This is a genomic window from Sporosarcina sp. USHLN248, assembly GCF_037144575.1.
GTDB lineage: Bacteria > Bacillota > Bacilli > Bacillales_A > Planococcaceae > Sporosarcina > Sporosarcina contaminans.
Genome location: NZ_JBBCZC010000057.1, coordinates 1 through 17,893, shown reverse-complemented (window position 1 = coordinate 17,893; position 17,893 = coordinate 1). Strand labels below are relative to the sequence as shown.

Annotated in this window: 16 protein-coding genes; 8 read left to right on the top strand and 8 right to left on the bottom strand. The window is 37.4% G+C overall.

The annotated features are described in order from the left end of the window. Positions 1-417: 417 nt before the first annotated feature. Positions 418-3,312: a hypothetical protein gene (locus tag WFH04_RS16725; RefSeq protein WP_336825212.1), complete on the bottom strand. Its 2,895-nt coding sequence runs from the start codon at positions 3,310-3,312 to the stop codon at positions 418-420. 6 nt (positions 3,313-3,318) lie between these two features. Next, positions 3,319-4,209: a tyrosine-type recombinase/integrase gene (locus WFH04_RS16720; RefSeq protein WP_336825210.1), complete on the bottom strand. Its 891-nt coding sequence runs from the start codon at positions 4,207-4,209 to the stop codon at positions 3,319-3,321. A gap of 174 nt (positions 4,210-4,383) precedes the next feature. Here WFH04_RS16720 and WFH04_RS16715 point away from each other — a divergent pair, with 174 nt between their 5' ends. From WFH04_RS16715 to WFH04_RS16700, 4 genes are all read left to right on the top strand, one after another. Further along, positions 4,384-5,130, top strand: a complete 747-nt coding sequence (locus tag WFH04_RS16715; protein ID WP_336825208.1) for an S-layer homology domain-containing protein — start codon at positions 4,384-4,386, stop codon at positions 5,128-5,130. Between the two features lie 164 nt (positions 5,131-5,294). Further along, complete coding sequence (locus WFH04_RS16710; protein ID WP_336825206.1) at positions 5,295-5,963, top strand: hypothetical protein; 669 nt, start codon at positions 5,295-5,297, stop codon at positions 5,961-5,963. Positions 5,964-6,152: 189 nt separating this feature from the next. Beyond that, complete coding sequence (locus WFH04_RS16705; RefSeq protein ID WP_336825204.1) at positions 6,153-6,575, top strand: hypothetical protein; 423 nt, start codon at positions 6,153-6,155, stop codon at positions 6,573-6,575. 140 nt (positions 6,576-6,715) lie between these two features. Further along, positions 6,716-7,561, top strand: coding sequence for a hypothetical protein (locus WFH04_RS16700; RefSeq protein WP_336825202.1), 846 nt, complete (start codon positions 6,716-6,718; stop codon positions 7,559-7,561). 345 nt (positions 7,562-7,906) lie between these two features. Here WFH04_RS16700 and WFH04_RS16695 read toward each other — a convergent pair whose 3' ends face one another. Continuing rightward, complete coding sequence (locus WFH04_RS16695) at positions 7,907-8,224, bottom strand: helix-turn-helix domain-containing protein (protein WP_336825200.1); 318 nt, start codon at positions 8,222-8,224, stop codon at positions 7,907-7,909. A 214-nt stretch (positions 8,225-8,438) separates the two neighbouring features. Here WFH04_RS16695 and argH point away from each other — a divergent pair, with 214 nt between their 5' ends. From argH to WFH04_RS16675, 4 genes are read left to right on the top strand one after another with little or no spacing between them, the layout of a single operon-like run. Further along, a complete protein-coding gene (argH, locus tag WFH04_RS16690) occupies positions 8,439-9,911 on the top strand; it encodes an argininosuccinate lyase (RefSeq protein ID WP_336825198.1) in 1,473 nt (490 codons plus the stop codon). 22 nt (positions 9,912-9,933) lie between these two features. Then, positions 9,934-10,947 (top strand): TAXI family TRAP transporter solute-binding subunit, encoded by a 1,014-nt coding sequence (locus tag WFH04_RS16685; RefSeq protein WP_336825196.1) that lies wholly within the window; start codon positions 9,934-9,936, stop codon positions 10,945-10,947. A gap of 17 nt (positions 10,948-10,964) precedes the next feature. Beyond that, positions 10,965-12,887 (top strand): TRAP transporter permease, encoded by a 1,923-nt coding sequence (locus tag WFH04_RS16680; protein ID WP_336825194.1) that lies wholly within the window; start codon positions 10,965-10,967, stop codon positions 12,885-12,887. 16 nt (positions 12,888-12,903) lie between these two features. Continuing rightward, positions 12,904-13,998 (top strand): NAD/NADP octopine/nopaline dehydrogenase family protein, encoded by a 1,095-nt coding sequence (locus tag WFH04_RS16675; protein ID WP_336825192.1) that lies wholly within the window; start codon positions 12,904-12,906, stop codon positions 13,996-13,998. A 220-nt stretch (positions 13,999-14,218) separates the two neighbouring features. Here the strand turns inward: WFH04_RS16675 and WFH04_RS16670 are convergent, their stop codons facing one another. From WFH04_RS16670 to WFH04_RS16650, 5 genes are all read right to left on the bottom strand, one after another. Further along, positions 14,219-14,725 carry a hypothetical protein gene (locus tag WFH04_RS16670; RefSeq protein ID WP_336825190.1) on the bottom strand — a complete coding sequence of 169 codons (507 nt, stop codon included), beginning with the start codon at positions 14,723-14,725 and terminating at the stop codon, positions 14,219-14,221. 530 nt (positions 14,726-15,255) lie between these two features. Then, positions 15,256-16,143, bottom strand: a complete 888-nt coding sequence (locus tag WFH04_RS16665; protein WP_336825189.1) for a hypothetical protein — start codon at positions 16,141-16,143, stop codon at positions 15,256-15,258. A 106-nt stretch (positions 16,144-16,249) separates the two neighbouring features. After that, the gene (locus tag WFH04_RS16660; RefSeq protein ID WP_336825187.1) at positions 16,250-16,669 is read right to left on the bottom strand and encodes a protein-export chaperone SecB; all 420 of its coding nucleotides are present in this window, start codon (positions 16,667-16,669) and stop codon (positions 16,250-16,252) included. Continuing rightward, on the bottom strand, positions 16,666-16,986 hold the full coding sequence (locus WFH04_RS16655) for a hypothetical protein (protein WP_336825186.1): 321 nt from the start codon (positions 16,984-16,986) through the stop codon (positions 16,666-16,668). The genes WFH04_RS16660 and WFH04_RS16655 overlap by 4 nt, the downstream gene beginning before the upstream one ends. After that, a complete protein-coding gene (locus tag WFH04_RS16650; protein ID WP_336825185.1) occupies positions 16,976-17,557 on the bottom strand; it encodes a hypothetical protein in 582 nt (193 codons plus the stop codon). The genes WFH04_RS16655 and WFH04_RS16650 overlap by 11 nt, the downstream gene beginning before the upstream one ends. Positions 17,558-17,893: the final 336 nt, after the last annotated feature.

Genomic DNA, 17,893 nt, shown 5'->3' with positions numbered 1-17,893 from the left:
TGTCATTGCCCCACACTTAGGGCATTTGTGAGGCTGCCTCGGAAGCGAAACGTAAAGTGCGGTCCGCTCCCCAACCTCCTCTATCTTTTCAATGTTTACACCTTTTAATCCCGGAATATTCATGATAGAATTCATGTGCACGTGTCACCTTTCGTTTACTTGTTTCTCGACAATTCAAGTATAAAAGAAATGGTGGCAACGTGCTTTTTTTGTTAAATTTGTATGAATACTCCAACAAATATTATAGAACCGAAAATAGAGGTTCGGATAACAAATATAAATTACGGGGGTTATTATACTTTAAGAGTATAAAAGATGGCTCTGTGAAGTTATTCTCCACAGAGCCATTCTTGTGAAAGTATTCGGAACCGTATCGGAAAGTCGATTCACTTTGAAGTGTTTTACGAAAACCACTAATTACTTTATAGTAATAGGAAGTACGATCTCTTTCCCATCAACAGCGTAAGATCCAAGACCAGTAATAGTGTCTCCAACAATTACTTTGTCAGTGCCTTTGACTTTGATAGTAACTGTTTTCTTATCAGCAGAAACAGTTGCTTCAGATTGTATAGCTGTAACTGAAGAACCACCCTTAAATGTCAAGTCACCAAAATCAATTGTTGTAAGAGCATCAGAGAATGTTAATACTAGAGTAGCATCTACTGGATCAACAGTTGCAGTAGCACCTTTCAATTCAATAGATTTACCAAGTAAAACTTCAGCTGAATCATCAGCAGCAAATCCTGTTAATGTTACTGATAGTGCGCCTTTATTGAAAGCTTCAATCGCATCTACAACATTTTCAAAAGTTGCTGCATCAGTAAGTGTTGCTTCATTAGTGACTTCATCAATAGAAACTGGAAGGAAGACTGTCAATACTTTGTCTTTATATTCAGTTTTCACGTCAGTACTTTCTACTGTGTTTTTAACAAATTTAATTGTCACATCATTATAAGCTGTTGCACCTGTAGCAGTTTCAACTTCTAACTTATTGTCTCCATCTACAAATGAACCTGTTGCTTTCTCTCCAACTTTGCCTTCAGAACCAGCTGTGTATTTAGCGTCTACACGTACTTCTACGTCAATTGCTTTTGCCAAAGAAGCTGGTGTGAAAGTATTACCTGCTTGTAGCTCTAAAAAGATTGCATCGACAACATCATTTTTCCCATCAGCTGTTAGGCTATTAAATACAGCGGAAGTTTCAAGAGCTTTTCTCAAAGCTTCTTTAGTAGTTGCTGCATTTACCATATCAACTAAAGATGATTCTGTTCCTGTTAAAGAAACGATTTCGAAGATGACTTTATCGTCAATAACTTTGTAAGTAACTTTGGCTTTCTTCTCATTCGCTTTAATTAGCGTTTCGAATTCTGCTAAAGTAAGACCTACACCATTTGTATTGTAGAATGAAGCATCTTTGTATGATACAGCGCTCTTACCAACAAATGTAAGAGTTCTCTTATCAGTATTGATTGTATCAACAATTCCTGTATGAAGCTTACCTACAGATTTTGAAGAAACAAACTTCGCTTCAACAGTGTCACTTCCAAGGTTAATTGGACGCAAGTTTTTACCTGATACTGGATTTGCAGTACCATTTGCAACTACTTTTACTGATCCAGAAAGGTCAGATGTTGTTTTCCCATCACCTGTCTCAATAGTAATAGTTGGTTCTGCGTTTTTAATTGTTTTTGTTGTAAAGCTGCGGTTTGAAGAAACAACTGTTTTATCACCGTCTACAGTAACGACAATGTCGTTTTCTCCATTGTTGAATACTGTAAATGTTGCTGCGATATTTTCATAGTCTTCCGTAAGTTCCATTGTCTTGCCGCTTTGGTTAGCTGCTGTAAATTTAAAGACAGCAGTATCTCTACCATCAAACTCAGGTTTATTAGTACGTGGAACCTTGCCTGTTTCATCGTATGCAGTTACTGTACCTTTTGTAAGTTTCGGTTCTGCAAAGTAAGTGATTGGAGCGATTTTGTATGGTTCGCCTTCGTCAAACTTACCTTCTTTAGCGTTAGAAGAGTTAATATCAATCCAAGCAATTGGAGTAGCATAGTCTTTGTTATCAGTGCTCACGATAGTGAAAGTAGCTTCACCTTTAGAGTTTGTTTTAACAGTGATTTGGTTATCGTTGCGTGTTGTAACGATTGGGTTACCATTGTCGTCTTCGTCTTTAACGAATAGAGCAGATGTATTTGTGTGAAGGTTGCGATCAAGATCTTCATTGAATGCAATGTTAACTAACTCGTTCGCAGCAACTTTACCATCTTTATTTTTTACAACGACTTTGTACTCACGACCATTTTTATATCCTGTAGCTGCTTCTTCTCCACCCTCACGAGTCACATCGATTGTGTAAACTTGTTGCAGTGCTGAGAATGTTACTTTTTCAGCTTTTGCTTGAAGTTTGCTTGGCTCGTAAGTAGTAGCCTTTACATAGTCTCTATCTTCGTTGTCGATGAAAACAACTGGAGTTACAGCGGTGTTAGAACCAGAAACTGTGAATACTGCTTCACCTTTGCTGTCTGTAGTTACAGGTGCAACAACTGGATTTTCGTTGCTCAACAATTGACGTGGGTTTTCACCATTAACTGTAGCTTTAGATGTTTTGTCAATGTTTACGTTAATGTTTTCTTCAAAAGTTACGAAGAAGCGTTGGTTTGCAACTGGTTTACCAGTTTTAGGGTCAAGATAAGTCAATTTATAAGTTTTATCTTCACCATTGTTCAGAGTGTTTCCTTTATCTTCGCTTGCTTTGTCAGCAGGTGAGATTGTCAGGATGTTATCAACACCCCAGAATACGAATGCATGGCTACGTACTGTTGGAGCACCAGTTGGATAAGCCGTTACTTGGTCAGTACCTGCAGCATATTGTGTATAAGAGAATGTTGCAATACCATCTGCATTTGTTACTGCTTCAAATACTTGGTCTTTGTTAAGTGTATTATTTGTATCAGCTTTTACGTTGAACGTTACAGGAATACCTTCTTGTTTTACACCTACATCAGCAGAAATGATCGCTTGCTGACCTGTTTTTCCTTGTACAGATTGAGTTGTGATATCAATCTTAGAAGGCACTACAGCTGAAACGCCTTTGAATTTACCGATTTCTTTGCTGTTAAGAGATACAGTATATTCTTTTCCGCCTTCTTGAACTGCAGTTGTCAATACAACTGTTTTGTTGTCAGTTTGTTTCACTGCTGCGTTAGAAACAGTCAAACCTTCGATTGTGAAGTTCAAAGAGTTGATGTTTTCAACTGCATCTTTGAATGTTACTTCAACAGTTGTAGCGTTAACAGCCTTTAACATTGTAACTTAATACTTTATTTGCCCAACTGCTTCTTTTAACTCATCTTGCTGTACATGCAAATAAATTGAAGTTGTTTTTAGGCTGGTGTGCCCTAACAGTTTTTGTATAATAACGATGTTTGTATTTTGCTTTGCTAAATAGCTTGCAAAAGAATGCCTCAGTGTATGGCTCGTAATATGTTTTCGAATGCCGGCTTTTTGGGAGGCATTACGCAGTATTTGGTTCAAGTATTGTGTGCTAACAGTACCAGAACGTTTAAGGGCAAAGAAATATGGTGAATTTGTGGTCGGGCGATGGTATTGAAGATAACTCACTAATTCATCAGAAAGGGTAAGGTGTAACGGAATTGTTCGGTGTTTCCCTCCTTTTCCGTTAATAACTTTTAATGAATGCTCTTGAAAGTCGATATCTTCAAGTTTTAATTTTTTGCATTCACTTACTCTTATGCCTGTATAGGCCATAGTTAATGCAAAATAATATAGGGTAGGATGATCAATTGAATTTAGTATCTTGCGAAGTTCTTGGTGCGTAAGGTAATTCATTTCTTTCTCGACTACTTTCATCCGCTCAGTTTCCTCTACGGGATCTTCCAATATTAACTTTTTTCTTTTCATACATCTAAAAAACATTTTTAACGTGTTTAACTTTCGATTAACAGTAGCAGGGGAGCATTTTTTCTCACCGACTAAGAAATGCATGAACTCCTCGATATGTTGGTCTGATATGTCATTAATATATATAGGGGTTGTTACAGTTTGGGAAATATATTTGGCAAATTGTCTACTATCAATCTTATATCCTCGTATAGTTTCCTCGCTTAATCCTCTTAATGAAGCCCAGCTATCAAAAATGGCTAAGGCTTCATCCAATTCTAAAGGTTTATTCTGTTCTTTCATTCTACAAGTCTCCAATCTATTAGAGTTTGTTTATAGTATGGGCAACTAAATCCAAAACAAACGTATAGAAATGATGTTAATAGAAGCATAGTGTAGGTATTATGAATGAATATAGTATCGTGCATATATTGAATATAGTATAATGGACTCAATGGAATTAGGGGGGTCTTAAGCATGAAACCAAATAAGCTACTTCTATCACTATCAGCTTTCATATTAGCCACGCCCGCAATAGTTATTTCTCCTTCTGCAGGGGCAGCGGAATCTGCACATTCTTACAACAAGATGTTTAAAGATGTATCCAGTAGCCATCCGTATTATGATATTATTCATACTATGGTTGAACAAAATGTTATTTCTGGCTACGAAGATGGTACATTTAGACCGAATGAGACGATTACACGAAAGCAAGCAGCAACTTTGATTAATCGAGCGGTGGATGTAACAAAAACACTTTCTTATCTTCATAAAATAGGCGAAGGGAAAGAATTAATTGAGCCGAAAGACGTCTCAATTAAAAGTCCAAGTTATCTCGACATAAAAGCTGTGTTAAATGCAGGTATTATGGAGCTTGATAAAAATGGTAACTTTAATCCAAATGAAGCATTAACCCGGGGAGGGATGGCTAAAGCTTTAGTATACGCCTTTGATCTAATTGCCCACCAACTGCAAAAAACATTTAAAGATGTCTCCAATACATATAGTGTTTATGCTGACGTACTGTATGTAAATCATATCACCACTGGATATGAGGACGGTACGTTTAGGGAAAATAATGAACTTACACGAGCCCATTTTGCTTTATTTATGTATAGAGCTATAAACGTAGAAGATTATTGGACAGCGGAAGAAGCTGAATTATATAAAATGTTAAATGAGGAAAGAAGATTGCAGGCGGAAGGTCGTTTGACAGTCAATTGAGTAAGTGCTCAAGCCTGTTATTAGTTAACGAGAATAGATGAAACTTCAATATCCCATTTTTAAATCTGACCTGAAATGTGAACAAGTGAATTCTATATTTCTGTAGATGAATTATAGACAAACGAAAAACCTCATGAAAGAGTGACGAACAAGGGTGATTCCTAATGATTGAAAAAGATACAAGTGAAGAACTGATTAAGCGGCATTATGAAAGTAAATTGCCAGAGCTGAAGTTACTAAAAATAATTAAATCTCCTCGTGGCATACACGCTTACTTCGGTCAGAGAAAAGGTTTTCCAATTCGTGAAATGGAGGATCTATTTGAGAAGCATAGTGGGCCGATTTTTTCTTTCTGTCAAACGGAACAAGGAAAACGTTTCTTGTATTTTGATCCGTTAAATAGGGAGACGGTCATTCTATCTGAAATAAGAAAGCAACTTAATGCCATTCGGGAAGCAGATAGATTGGCGAAGGAAAAGATAGAATTAAAGGCGTTATATGCGGCTGAAGAGGCTGAGAGACTGCAACAGATAGAGTTCGAGAAAAGAAGGAGATTAAACGAAGAACGTGCTCGAGAAAATAAAATGCGTATGGAGCAAGAGCGCGCGGAAAGAGATAAGCGTTACAGAATGGCGAAGGAAGAGGCGCTCCGCCTTCATCGAAAGCAAAATAGAGGGTTTCTATCATTTTTATTTAAGCAAGATCCTTTTCGGGAAACACATTGCTACAGATGTAAAACTTATTTATTTTCCAGCACACATCCTATATGTCCAATTTGCAAGTGGCTCATATGCAACTGCTGTGCTTGTGGTTGCGACTTTATGAAAGGTTAGGAATAAGAATGACTGTGCACTATTTTAGTATTATTTTTAAAGTTAAATAATAAACGCAAATGAGTCTTTCGATTGAAAATGTCGCAAAATATTTTGTTTCATTATGAACTTAAGATAAATAGTCCATAAATTCATAGAATAGGTTGGAAATGTTTAATTACTGAATGGCTGTTTGTGAGGAGGAAAGAAGTGAAGGTAAAAGATATTAAAGATAACATATTTAACGAATCAGATGAAAACTTGATTAAATTTATTAGGAAAGAATTTATAGAAGTGAGATCAAAAAATCCACATAAGTATATGAACAACTTGGATAGTTTAAGAAAGATTGATACAGTTACTAGAACTACTGCTATTGCAAGGATGAAGGTGTTGCAGGAAGTAAACGATATGTCGAAGAGTGTTGCTATGCTTACTGCTTTTGTGGTGGCAATTTCAGCTGCATATTTCTTACTTGTAGAAAACATGCTTGGACAGGGCTTAGCTGCATCCCTTATTTATTTTGTTTTGCTTTGTGCTTTATTTATTATGATTTCTATGAAGATTGGAAGTAATATTGGAAAAAGGGGGACAGCCGTATACTTTCAAGAGCTATTAGAAAAGATAGTATAGTTGGGAATATATCTGAGTAGGTTCCACGAAACATATTACACGAGAAAATGTTAAAAAAACTCATATAATAGTAAAGCAGGAGTATGGAAAAAGATGGTGTACTTGGTTCACAATAACATATGGAAGGATAAAATGGCTAATTGAGGAATATAAATGTAAATGAGTTTATAAAGATATATAGAAGTGTTGATGGAGTGATTGGCTGGATTAATAGAATTAAAAAGTTGGATAGATCGATAAATATCTTAATGATCTTAGCAGCTTTTTTAGGAATTATGGCTATACTTTCTAGTGTTTTTTTTTTTACTATCCTTACAATTGTTTTTACTGCAATTTATCTTATACTCAGTGCTGGTATAGGACTTAGGATTAATCACCTATTGAAGAAAAAGTTTAATGACGTTCATTATCTTGGAAATAAAAAAAGGGAAGAGTATATAAATAAGGTTATTGAAAATCTTAATTTTGATTTGAGGATCGAAAAGGACAGAAATATTATTGAGGATTTTCTAAATTTCCATAGAGAAAAAGAAATGAACAAAAGAACATTTATGTCATTGTTAAAACCTGGATTGGCGTGGATAATTTTTATTTTTCCTGTTGTCTTTCCACTAATAATAGATGCAACTCAAATTGAAAAAGTAGTGTTTTCAATTGTATTGTTTTCAATTTATATTATAGGTTTTTCGTTGATAATACAGGGAGTCATGTTGGAAGTTAATAATTACTCAAAATACAGTATCATTACTGGAATTCTTGAACTGATCAATGATCTGAAAATAAGAAATTTACATAAAGAAATTATGTGTAATAAAGTAAAAGAATTACTCAAAGACAGGAAATTTGAAAGCCTTACAACGGATCTACTGTCAGAGGCAGGGTTTGAAAATGTGAATAACATGAATCCTTATATTCCAGTATTATATTCGATAAGTGAAGACATTGATATAGAAATGTTACAGCAGATAATAAATAGAAATAATTAGCCTAATAAAAAAATTTGATCACATTTCTTTAGAAAATCATATATGAATATCCTTTGTGATAGGATAGATGTCATAGTTAGCTAATACTATATAAATAAATGGAATAGGAACGTGCAAAAATTTTGAAGAAATGGATCTTCGGAATTTGTATTTTGCCAGTCAAACTATAAAGGGACAGTAACCGTTTGCCAGTAGAGTTCTTTTGCATCAACAGCTCGAATTGCTATAGAACAACTGTTTCCAGCTTGCGATTAAAAATTAATCATTATGAAGTCAAACAGTTACGTCAATAACAAGCTTCCCTCCCACGAAAAAACCGTGGAGGGAGGCTTGTTTTATTTTCTTTTAATTGTCCCCTAAATCTCTTTCAGCCAAAGCTTCGATAAAGTCATTTAGTTTTTCTCGTTCATATTCGGAAAGCTTTCTAGCGTTTTCAACTAAGCGTAATAAATCAGGGGTTAGGTCCATTTGGTCTCCAAAAAATTCTCCAAGGGTGATGTTAAGGGCGTCACATATTGTTTTAAGTTTGTCCAAGGAGGGGAGATGACGGCCTCTTTCAATATCGCTTAAGTAAGGTTGTGATATGTAAGCTTCCTTGGCCAATTGGGTCACGCTCAATTGTTGCATTTCTCTTAAATTCCGTATTCGATTTCCTACATTCATAAGTGATCACCTTCTTTCATTATATAGGCTCTTTTCATATGGTTGGTTGATTATTTTGAAACTTTAATCGTAAATAACTATAAATATATTGACTTTATAGTTATTTACGATATATGATGATATCAGTATTTAAATTATTCAGAAATGTGAGCTGGTGTTTATAAGAAATGAAATTGAATTCACTAAAGTATTAAAGCAAAAGGAGTGGAATGAATTGAGGGAAAGACTTAAGTCGGATTTATCTGAGAAGGTTATTGAGTATTTATTTGAACCGTCCATTTTAGCTGAGAGGGAGAGATCCTTTTCGAATATGATGAATGTCAATCAGGCTCATTTATCAATGCTTTTGGCAGAAGGGATTGTGGAGGAGGAAACTGGGGAGAAGATCAAAAAGGGCTTAGATGAAATAGTAGCAGAAGGGAAACGTGCATTATATATTGATCCAAAGTTGGAAGACTTGTATTTCAATATTGAAAAAAGGTTGATCGAGAAGGTTGGGGCTGAAGCGGGTGGTCAGCTGCATACTGGCAGAAGTCGAAATGATTTATATACAACCGTGCTACGAATGAATACGAGGGATTCACTCTTGATAATTATGGAATTGGTCCTCCAAACAAGGCATGTCATTCTTCAAGTCGCGAAAGAAAATACATCAACTGTCATATCGGGGTATACACATATGCAGCCAGCAGAACCAATAACATTGGGACATTACTTTTCGGCATTAGGACAAGCGTTCGAAAGAGATTCCCATAGACTCGTCAACGCTTTTCAGATGACAAATTGTTCGCCACTTGGATCTGGGGCAATGGCAGGTACGACTTTTCCGATCAATCGAGAGACAACTGCCAAACAACTTGGCTTTTGCGGGGTGCTCGATAACTCATTGGATGGGATTGCGTCGCGTGACTATTTATTAGAATCACTGTCGGCTATGAATATCCTCATGAATCATACGAATCGAATTGCTCAAGATCTTTACATTTGGTCAACGGATGAATTTGGAACGGTCGCGGTGGGGGACTCGGTAGCCGCGAGCAGCAGTATTATGCCTCAAAAAAAGAACCCGATTACGTTTGAACATATGAAAGCGAAATCATCGCATGTTTTAGGGGCATATGTATCCGCAACGGGTTGTTTGAGTAATATTTCATATGGCCATTGTAGGGATTTATCGGAAAGTGCGACGTACTTATGGGAGGCGTTCAAGGAAGTTGAAGCTTCTCTAAATCTACTCAATGAAACTGTTCAAACATTATCTTTTAATGAAGCTCTTATGCTTGAAAGAGCTGTTCTGAATTTCACAACGGTAACTGAGTTGGCAAATGTCATTGTGAGGGAAGAGAAAATTTCTTTTCGGCAAGCCCATCATATTGTAGGAAATGTAGTCAACTATATGCTGGAACATCGCATTCCGCTTACTGAATTGAGCTCCGAATTGATAGAAGAGATTGCGTACAATGTCCTTGGTCAAAAGATAGCTTTACGTACGGATAAAATCGAAAGCGCTTTAAATCCGATCTTGAACGTTAAGTCGAAAAATTCGAAGGGCGGACCTGCTCCAGAAGAAGTGAAAAAACAGATAGGTAAATTAGAAATAAAGTTAAAGAAAGATGAACGGTTTTACGATCAATTGAAAGCGGCAATTATGCGCTCCAAAGCAGAGCTGGACGAGGCATTGGTATAAGGATAATGGAGGGGAAATTAACATGTTGCTCAATAAATACATTAAGGTGATTTTGTTTGGGTGTTTGATTATTTTTATTCTTTCGGCATGTTCGGATGTTAGTGGGGAAGGAGATGCCGGTACAAATGGATCGGATAGTCATAAGTTGCTATTAGGAACTTCCAGCCAGGGGGGAACCTACTATGTGTGGGGTGGGGGATGGGCCGATATTATGGCAAAGTCGATTACAGATGTAGATATAGCAGTCGAAGTTACCGGGGGTCCTAACTCGAATATGCAGTTGATTCAAAGTGGAGATATGGAAATCGGCTTCGTGACAGCTTGGTTAGGTGGGGAAGGGTACAACGGAGTTGGATGGACGAATCAGAAGCATGACAAAATCCGAAGTTTGTTTGCTATGTATCCGAGTGTCATGCATATGTATGCGTTAAAAGGAAAAGGCATTGAAAGCATCCATGATTTTAATGGAAAGCATGTCAGTACTGGAGCACCGGGAAGTACTAGCGCTGAAGCTGGAACCGCACTTTTGGATGCACTGGATATTAAACCGAAAAAAATTAGTGGATTGCCAACAAGTACCTCTGTTGATGGTTTACGAGATGGAACAATTGACGCAGGCTTTGCAGTCACTGGAGTTCCGGGTCCATTTATGATGGATCTTGAGACATCCCATGAAGTCCAGCATATCGGGCTATCAAATAAAGATATGGAAACGTTGTTGGAAAAGTATCCGTATTGGAATGAAATGGTGATCCCGAAAGGAACCTATAAACATCAGGATGAAGATACAAAATTAGTAGCTTTTTGGAATTTAGCGATTGCTTCATCCGATTTATCCGAAGACCTCGTCTATGACTTAGTGAAAGCGACTTTTGAAAAAAACAAAGAACTGCAATCCGTGGATCCTACAGCGAAAGATACAATTGCGGAGAACATTAAATATTCAACGGTTCCATTGCATCCGGGAGCCTTGAAATATTATCGCGAAGTAGGAATTGAGATTCCAGATGAACTAATACCGCCTGAGTCCAAGTAGAAAGGGGGAAAGGGAGAATGGCGAATCAAGTGGAAACACCAAAAACAGATGTGGTGGAAAATAAGAAAAATCGAACGTTGACTGGCGTGCAGCTCACTCTCTTCACTTCGATAGCTGTATTCATGTCGCTATTCCATATTTACGTTTTAGGGTTCAGCCCGGTTACTCCGTGGGTTCTTTACACGATTCACTTAGGGCTTGGCGCGGTCTTGATCTTGATGAACTATCCAATGCGGAAGTCGAAGATCAATCAAGGAATAACAGTGATCGACTGGATACTAATTGCTGCTGTGACGTTTGCAAGTGGTTATCTCATCATTGAGATGGACGAGCTTGTATATAGAGTAGGGGTTGCTCCTACACAAATGGATTTAGTTGTGAGTGTGATTTTGATCGGTGTTGTTTTGGAAGTTACACGTAGAACTACTGGCTTAGTGCTACCGATTTTAGCATTGCTCTTTATTCTCTACGCCAATTTAGGGGAGTTTGTTCCAGGTTTCATGGGTCATCGGGGATACGATTGGGATCGCATTTTAAGCTATCTAAACAGCTTAGACGCAATATTTAGCGTTCCAATCGGTGCATCGGCAAGCTTTGTGTTCCTATTCATCTTATTCGGCTCCTTCTTGGGCGGAACGGGTGGAAGTCAATTTTTTATCAACTTTGCAATTGGCGCGACTGGAGCAAGGAGGGGAGGACCCGCAAAAGCCGCGGTCCTTTCCAGTTCCTTATTTGGATCGGTTTCGGGAAATTCAGTTGCTAATGTTGTCTCAACAGGTGTTTTTACAATTCCATTGATGAAAAAGATTGGGTATCCTTCACGCTATGCGGGGGCTGTAGAAGCTGTTGCCTCTACGGGAGGACAGATCATGCCGCCCATTTTAGGATCGGCTGCATTTATTATGGCTCAACTGGTCGGTGTACCCTATTTAAACATTGTTGCTGCATCTGTCATCCCGGCACTTTTGTATTTCATTACAGTATTCGTAATGATCGATTTGCAAGCAGCGAAGTTAGGGTTAAAAGGGATGCCCAAATCAACGCTGCCTAATCTCAAAGAAGTTATGAAAAATGAAGGTCATTTATTCATCCCGCTATTGGTGCTGATTTTTGTAATGACTGTATTGAAAGCAAGCCCTATTAAAGCGGCGATATGGGCGATCGCTTCGACAATTATCGTATCCTCTTTTAAAAAGCAGACAAGATTGAACTTGAAAAAATTTATTGTTTGCTTGGCGGACGGTGCTAAATCTGCACTTGGAATGATTGCGGCTTGTGCTACCGCGGGCTTGATCATTGGTGTTTTGAACTTAACTGGAGCCGGCTTGAAATTTGCTTCTGTCATCATCTCATTTTCCGGTGGAAGTTTGGCGCTTGCATTGATTTTAACAATGTGTGCGACGGTTATTTTAGGAATGGGCTTACCGACAACAGCTGCCTATTTGATAACGGCTGCAGTCGTGGCGCCAGCCCTTGTTCAAATGGGGGTACCAATGTTGGCGGCTCATATGTTTGTGTTTTACTTTGCATGTTTATCCGCATTTACTCCACCAGTTGCATTGGCTGCATTTGCTGCAGCAGGTATTGCGGACGCTAAACCGATGCAAGTGGCAATGACAGCTGTTCGAATCGGGATCGTTGCATTTATCATTCCGTTCGTATTTGTCTATGGGCCAGCTATCTTGCTTATTGGTTCGACGGGTGAAATCATTTTAGCTACCATAAGCGCATTGCTTGGCGCGGTGGCCTTGGCATCAGCCGTTGAAGGTTGGTTTTTAAGGATGAAAGCAAATGTTGTCATACGAGGCTTGCTCTTAACTTCTGCATTATTGTTAATCGTCCCAGGAATAGCGAGTGACGCTATTGGAGTTGTCCTAGTGCTCATCTCGGCAAGTTATCAGCTGATTACGAAAACAAAAAAGGAAACGATCGTAGCATAGGGGAGGAGAAGGATTCATGAAGTTTACAATCATCGGAGCTGGCAATGGTGGGCAAAGCATGGCAGCCCATTTGAAAATAATGAAACAACAAGTTGTGCTATATGACATTCAAGAGAATTTGATCCAACAAATTAACGACAGGGGACATATTACCGTTGAAGGGGTTATAGAAGGAAGTGTACCGATTAAAGCAACGACAGATGTAGCCGATGCACTAAAGGAAACGGATGTCATAATGGTTACAACGACAGGCCCGGCTCATAAAAGTGTAGCAAAGTCGATTGCCCCTTACTTGAAAGATGGCCAACTCATTATGATTTTACCAGGCTACTGGGGTGCGCTGGAATTTAGAAAAACATTCAAACAGTTGGGGATACAAAAAAATGTCTACGTAGCAGAAACAGAGTCTTTAATTTACACGTGCAGATCAATTCACCCCGGACATGTACGAATTCGTAAAATAAAAGATTCATTGGAGTTTGCATCATTACCGGCAAGCGACTCTCCAATTGTTAAAGATATACTGAAGGACATTTATCCGCAGTTGAAAATCGCATCGAATGTGCTCATTACAACGATGAATAACTGTAACCCGATTTTTCATGTCCCGATTACACTTATGAATGCGGGACGAATTGAATCGGAAGGGGATTTTTACTTCTATCCCGACGGCGCTACGCCTTCCGTTGTAAATGTTATGGAACAATTAGAACGGGAACGGCTGGAAATCGGAAAGAAACTAAAGATTAACTTATCCACCTGTTTGGATTTGCTGAATCGCTTTTATGATGTGAAGGAGGCAAACTTATATGATGCGATTCAAAGCAACCCTGCCTACAGGACAGGAAAAGCACCAACCACTTTACGATACCGTTATATTTATGAAGATATTCCTTATGGCTTGATTCCAATGGTGAGTCTTGGAGAGAAATTAGGTGTCGATATGGCATGCAGCAACTTGCTGGTTGACTTGGCCTCGATTGCAATGAAAGAGGATCTACGCAAGCGCGGACTAACACTCTTGGATTTAGGAATTGATGAGATGTCGAAGGAAGAGATTGTGGAGTATTTGGCTGGGAGTGCGGGTCGAGTGGTTGGAGAGGTGAGATGAGTAAGTTATGGTGAAAGAGAAGAAAGCCGGCAATTGTGTTGGCTTTCTTCTGATGTTTTGTTTCATTCGGTGCTTATTTTATAAAGGACTTTTTCTTTTGCAAACGTAACATTTTCAAAGATTTAGGTAACTTTTAAGGATTAATGTGTTTTAATGCAATGTCAGTGATTTTGAAGCTGTCCAGAAAGTAAGTTCACTTTTTGCGACAGCTTCATATAGTTTATTTATATGTTTTATACACCTGATATTTGCTGTTTAAACTACCTGGATATTTCAGCTCCAATTTCCCCTCTTTTACTAACTCGCACAAATACCTTGATATACTAACCATATTTCTATTCGTAGTTTCAGTAATCTCTCGTGAAGTTAAATAACAATCCTTGCACAATTCCACTATAATCTGTTTCATTTCATTACTGCCAAGTCGTTGATGTGTTCTCACTTTTTCAGCAATGCCATATAGCAGCATATGCTTCTCTTTGCTATCTCTGTTGACTTCTTCGTGATTAGACGTCAGTTCTTCGTCATTATTGCGTTCTTCTTTGTGAATAGCCTGGTTGCCAAAACGTTCAAATAGGCTGAAAAATTCATCTTTTCCATTAAAAAGGTCAGATAATATATATGTCATTCCTCTTCCATATCCTTTAGGCACTAACAATTTTTTATTAATTAGTTTTGTGATGAATTTAGATATATCTTGGGCATGCATATCTGTTAATTCTTGCATCCGTACAATTTGATACAGAACCTTCCTGCACTGCCGTAGCCATTATTAAAACTTCATCGGAGGTCAATTCTTTGAAGCTTTCCTTCAACTTACTTGACAAGAAGCTTACTACAGTAGGTGGAAGTAATGAAGTCGTTGAAAAAGTTAAGGTTGTCCGCTCAGGTCTAAATTCTTCAACGATTGAAGGCTTGGCCCAATGTTGCTGCTTCCATGTAGTATGGATACTTTCCAAGCCTTACCCGACCGTTCACCTAAACCAATTTGAAAAAATAAAAATGTCAGGATCCATCTTTAGTAGCAACATTATTTGCTACATCTACAGGTGGATTATTCACTTTAATTTCGTAATTTTTGTAGTCCTTTGCTGTTTTTGCATCTACAGCTGTACCAAATGTAACTTTTTGTTGCGAAGCGTTAATCGCACTTAAGTAGTCTTCTTAAATTTTAATATACTAATAGATTTGATTGCCGATAGAGACACCAGATAAATAAAGAAAAAAGATTCCTTGGTAAGTACAAGGAAGAAATGATTATGTCTGTAACTCTTTTTCGTACACTGAACGCAATAGCTGGGGTGCGGACAAAACATTTACTGGTTCTATCATTACGTATTCACCCTCAATTGTTTCAACTTCTGTATCCGGATCTACAACCATTATTAAGCGATCTGCAATTCTGTTATAAATATGGTTGGGATCATGGAGGAGAAGCGAAAACGTATTATTCAGTTTCTCTGCAAATTCCGTTTCGAACTGTCTACCAACAATCCTTAATATTATCCAATGTCCGTTTTCATCTTCAAAGGAATATAATTTACATTCCTCGTCCCGCTTACTCTCTTCTAAAAAACTCAGTTTTCCTTCCTCATCATTAATAGTACCTACATCCATTACCTTGTAAACAATTCCTAAAGTAGAATCCAATACTTGTTGGGCTGATATATTTTTAGGGGTGACAAAAATATCTGCTCTACATTCTCCGAAATCATCCAAGTCTATTATTTCATACTTAATTTTTCCTGTTAGATTGTAAGAACTTATTTCAGTGTTTTCTAAGTTCATAATATCCGGAACATATAAACTGCATATGGGAACAGCATAAGGCTCGTCTTGATTGATAGTACCCAAATGCCATAATTGATCTATTTTTGATTTCCCGCTTTTCACGTTTATCACTGGCGTGTTTAAAAGGGTTTTAGATATACTTTCATAAAATCCATGCCAACTAATAGAGTTAATCTGAACGTCTGCACCCACATAATGTCTGAAAAAATCTCCAGCCACTACATGTTCAAAATAAAGTTTATTTCCAGCGTCAATCATTATATCCACTTGACCGTATTTACTCTTTTTAGGCTGCTTACATTTAAATGTAAAAATTGTTCTTCCACTTTTTCCTAAAATAATTCTAGTGCTCATTTGATCACCTTCTGAATTTGTGGTGTTGGTTGTTTACAATTTTGCTATTAAAAAGACCTACACTTAAAACGTGTAGGCTGAAACATTGATGAGAAATACAAATGGCTCAATTTTCTTTTGGTTGCTCTGAATTATTCTGCTCAAGTAAGTCATAAATATTTATAGCGGGTATGATTAATGGTTCTACCCCAGACATAGAGGTAACCGTACTAATATATGTTCGTAAGTAAGGAAACAGAAGGCTTATTGAATTAATAATATACTCCGGAAACGGTTTGTCGGTTGTTTGAAATTCACCCATCATGACGATTCCCATTGTAAAAGGGGAGTCTACCTCGTTTTCAGTATTCACATTGCAACCGAGCCTGATAATACCTCGATGATCATCTTCCGCATTTACCAAGACATTGACACTGAAAGTCAAATCATGATTATGTTCTTCTGTTTTTGAATAGTTAGCATTCCATTGAAAATTTGATTCTTCTGCTCGTATGCTAAGTATCTTCAAGTTACTTATCACGTTCACGCGACTCCTCCCATAGGAGCAGATGTATATCTAAATACTTGATCAAAACCTTGAATTTCTATATCTTTTAAGTTAAACCTGTCGACAGTTCTCTGTTTCACCCGAATTTCAAAGTTTTGATTTAGTTTGATATTAGAATGTTGCTCCGAATTATGTTGATTTGAATGAAGAATTTCATCTGTTATTTCGATATTCTCGAATCCCTCAATCGCAGTATCCTTTACCTTATAACCCGCAGCAATAAACAATCGTTCAGCTTCTTCCAAAGTGAACAAATCGTTTACATCTTTTACATAATCCCTTAAGTTAATTCCCATTTTCACCACTCCTACAAGTATTTGAAATACTCTCTTCACTAACCTTTTTAATGATTTTCTTATTTTTGATACATAATTCAGTGCCATTAAAATAGTGAGAAATAGGTGGTAAATCCTTAAATCTGGTGTATGTTTCTTTTTTCACCAAGTCCACTGGTATTCGATATTTGTGTATAATATGCTCAAGAACTAGGCCATCTAAACATTCTCTGCTTTTTGCACTTTTATTGGTTCGCATATACCTTTCCTTTAATTGGTTGAAAACTTTGTTATCATTATAAACCTCTAAAATCAGGGATGAATTAGATTCCTCATCCATATCCATAAAGCGGTCCTCATCAACCACAATTTCCAATTTCAAAACCGAAATATCATCACTAAATTTCTCTGCAAATTTTTTGGCATTTTCTATGGAATCTTTGTAAGCATAGACTCCTGCACCAAGATCCCCTGGAACTTTTTGAAGCTCAGAAGTTATAAAGGAATATTTCTCAACCCTAAATCCATTGCTTTTAATTGAAGCAACATTGGATTTTACTGTTCCATGATAACCCGTGAAGTGTTTTTCCATATTCACATCTCATCCTACGCAAGGAATTTACCCATCTTTGATTGGCATAAATTTGTACCTATTACATCTATATTCCTATTCTACAGTACATTCTACTCTTTGTTAAGCAAAGAATATATTTAAACTCTACTGCTATTTTAAAAGAGGCTGTCCAATAAGTCCCTAAAATAAGAACAGGTGGCGAAAAACGAATCGTTTTTCGCCACCTGTTCTTGTATTTTTCTTATTCAATACTGAAAGTAGCTCGCGGATGCCGGCCACTTTCAGTAGATTGTGGGCCAATGCCACAATTCCGAATTCCGTATGCACCTTTTCGATGCCCCGCAGTGAGAATTT

What these genes read in the sequence shown, in the direction of transcription:
- WFH04_RS16695 (WP_336825200.1), bottom strand. Translation starts at nt 8,224, where the DNA reads ATGAATGTAGGAAATCGAATACGGAATTTAAGAGAAATGCAACAATTG.
- WFH04_RS16725 (WP_336825212.1), bottom strand. Translation starts at nt 3,312, where the DNA reads ATGTTAAAGGCTGTTAACGCTACAACTGTTGAAGTAACATTCAAAGAT.
- WFH04_RS16715 (WP_336825208.1), top strand. Translation starts at nt 4,384, where the DNA reads ATGAAACCAAATAAGCTACTTCTATCACTATCAGCTTTCATATTAGCC.
- WFH04_RS16670 (WP_336825190.1), bottom strand. Translation starts at nt 14,725, where the DNA reads ATGCAAGAATTAACAGATATGCATGCCCAAGATATATCTAAATTCATC.
- WFH04_RS16650 (WP_336825185.1), bottom strand. Translation starts at nt 17,557, where the DNA reads ATGGAAAAACACTTCACGGGTTATCATGGAACAGTAAAATCCAATGTT.
- WFH04_RS16675 (WP_336825192.1), top strand. Translation starts at nt 12,904, where the DNA reads ATGAAGTTTACAATCATCGGAGCTGGCAATGGTGGGCAAAGCATGGCA.
- WFH04_RS16720 (WP_336825210.1), bottom strand. Translation starts at nt 4,209, where the DNA reads ATGAAAGAACAGAATAAACCTTTAGAATTGGATGAAGCCTTAGCCATT.
- WFH04_RS16710 (WP_336825206.1), top strand. Translation starts at nt 5,295, where the DNA reads ATGATTGAAAAAGATACAAGTGAAGAACTGATTAAGCGGCATTATGAA.
- WFH04_RS16665 (WP_336825189.1), bottom strand. Translation starts at nt 16,143, where the DNA reads ATGAGCACTAGAATTATTTTAGGAAAAAGTGGAAGAACAATTTTTACA.
- WFH04_RS16655 (WP_336825186.1), bottom strand. Translation starts at nt 16,986, where the DNA reads ATGGGAATTAACTTAAGGGATTATGTAAAAGATGTAAACGATTTGTTC.
- WFH04_RS16685 (WP_336825196.1), top strand. Translation starts at nt 9,934, where the DNA reads ATGTTGCTCAATAAATACATTAAGGTGATTTTGTTTGGGTGTTTGATT.
- WFH04_RS16680 (WP_336825194.1), top strand. Translation starts at nt 10,965, where the DNA reads ATGGCGAATCAAGTGGAAACACCAAAAACAGATGTGGTGGAAAATAAG.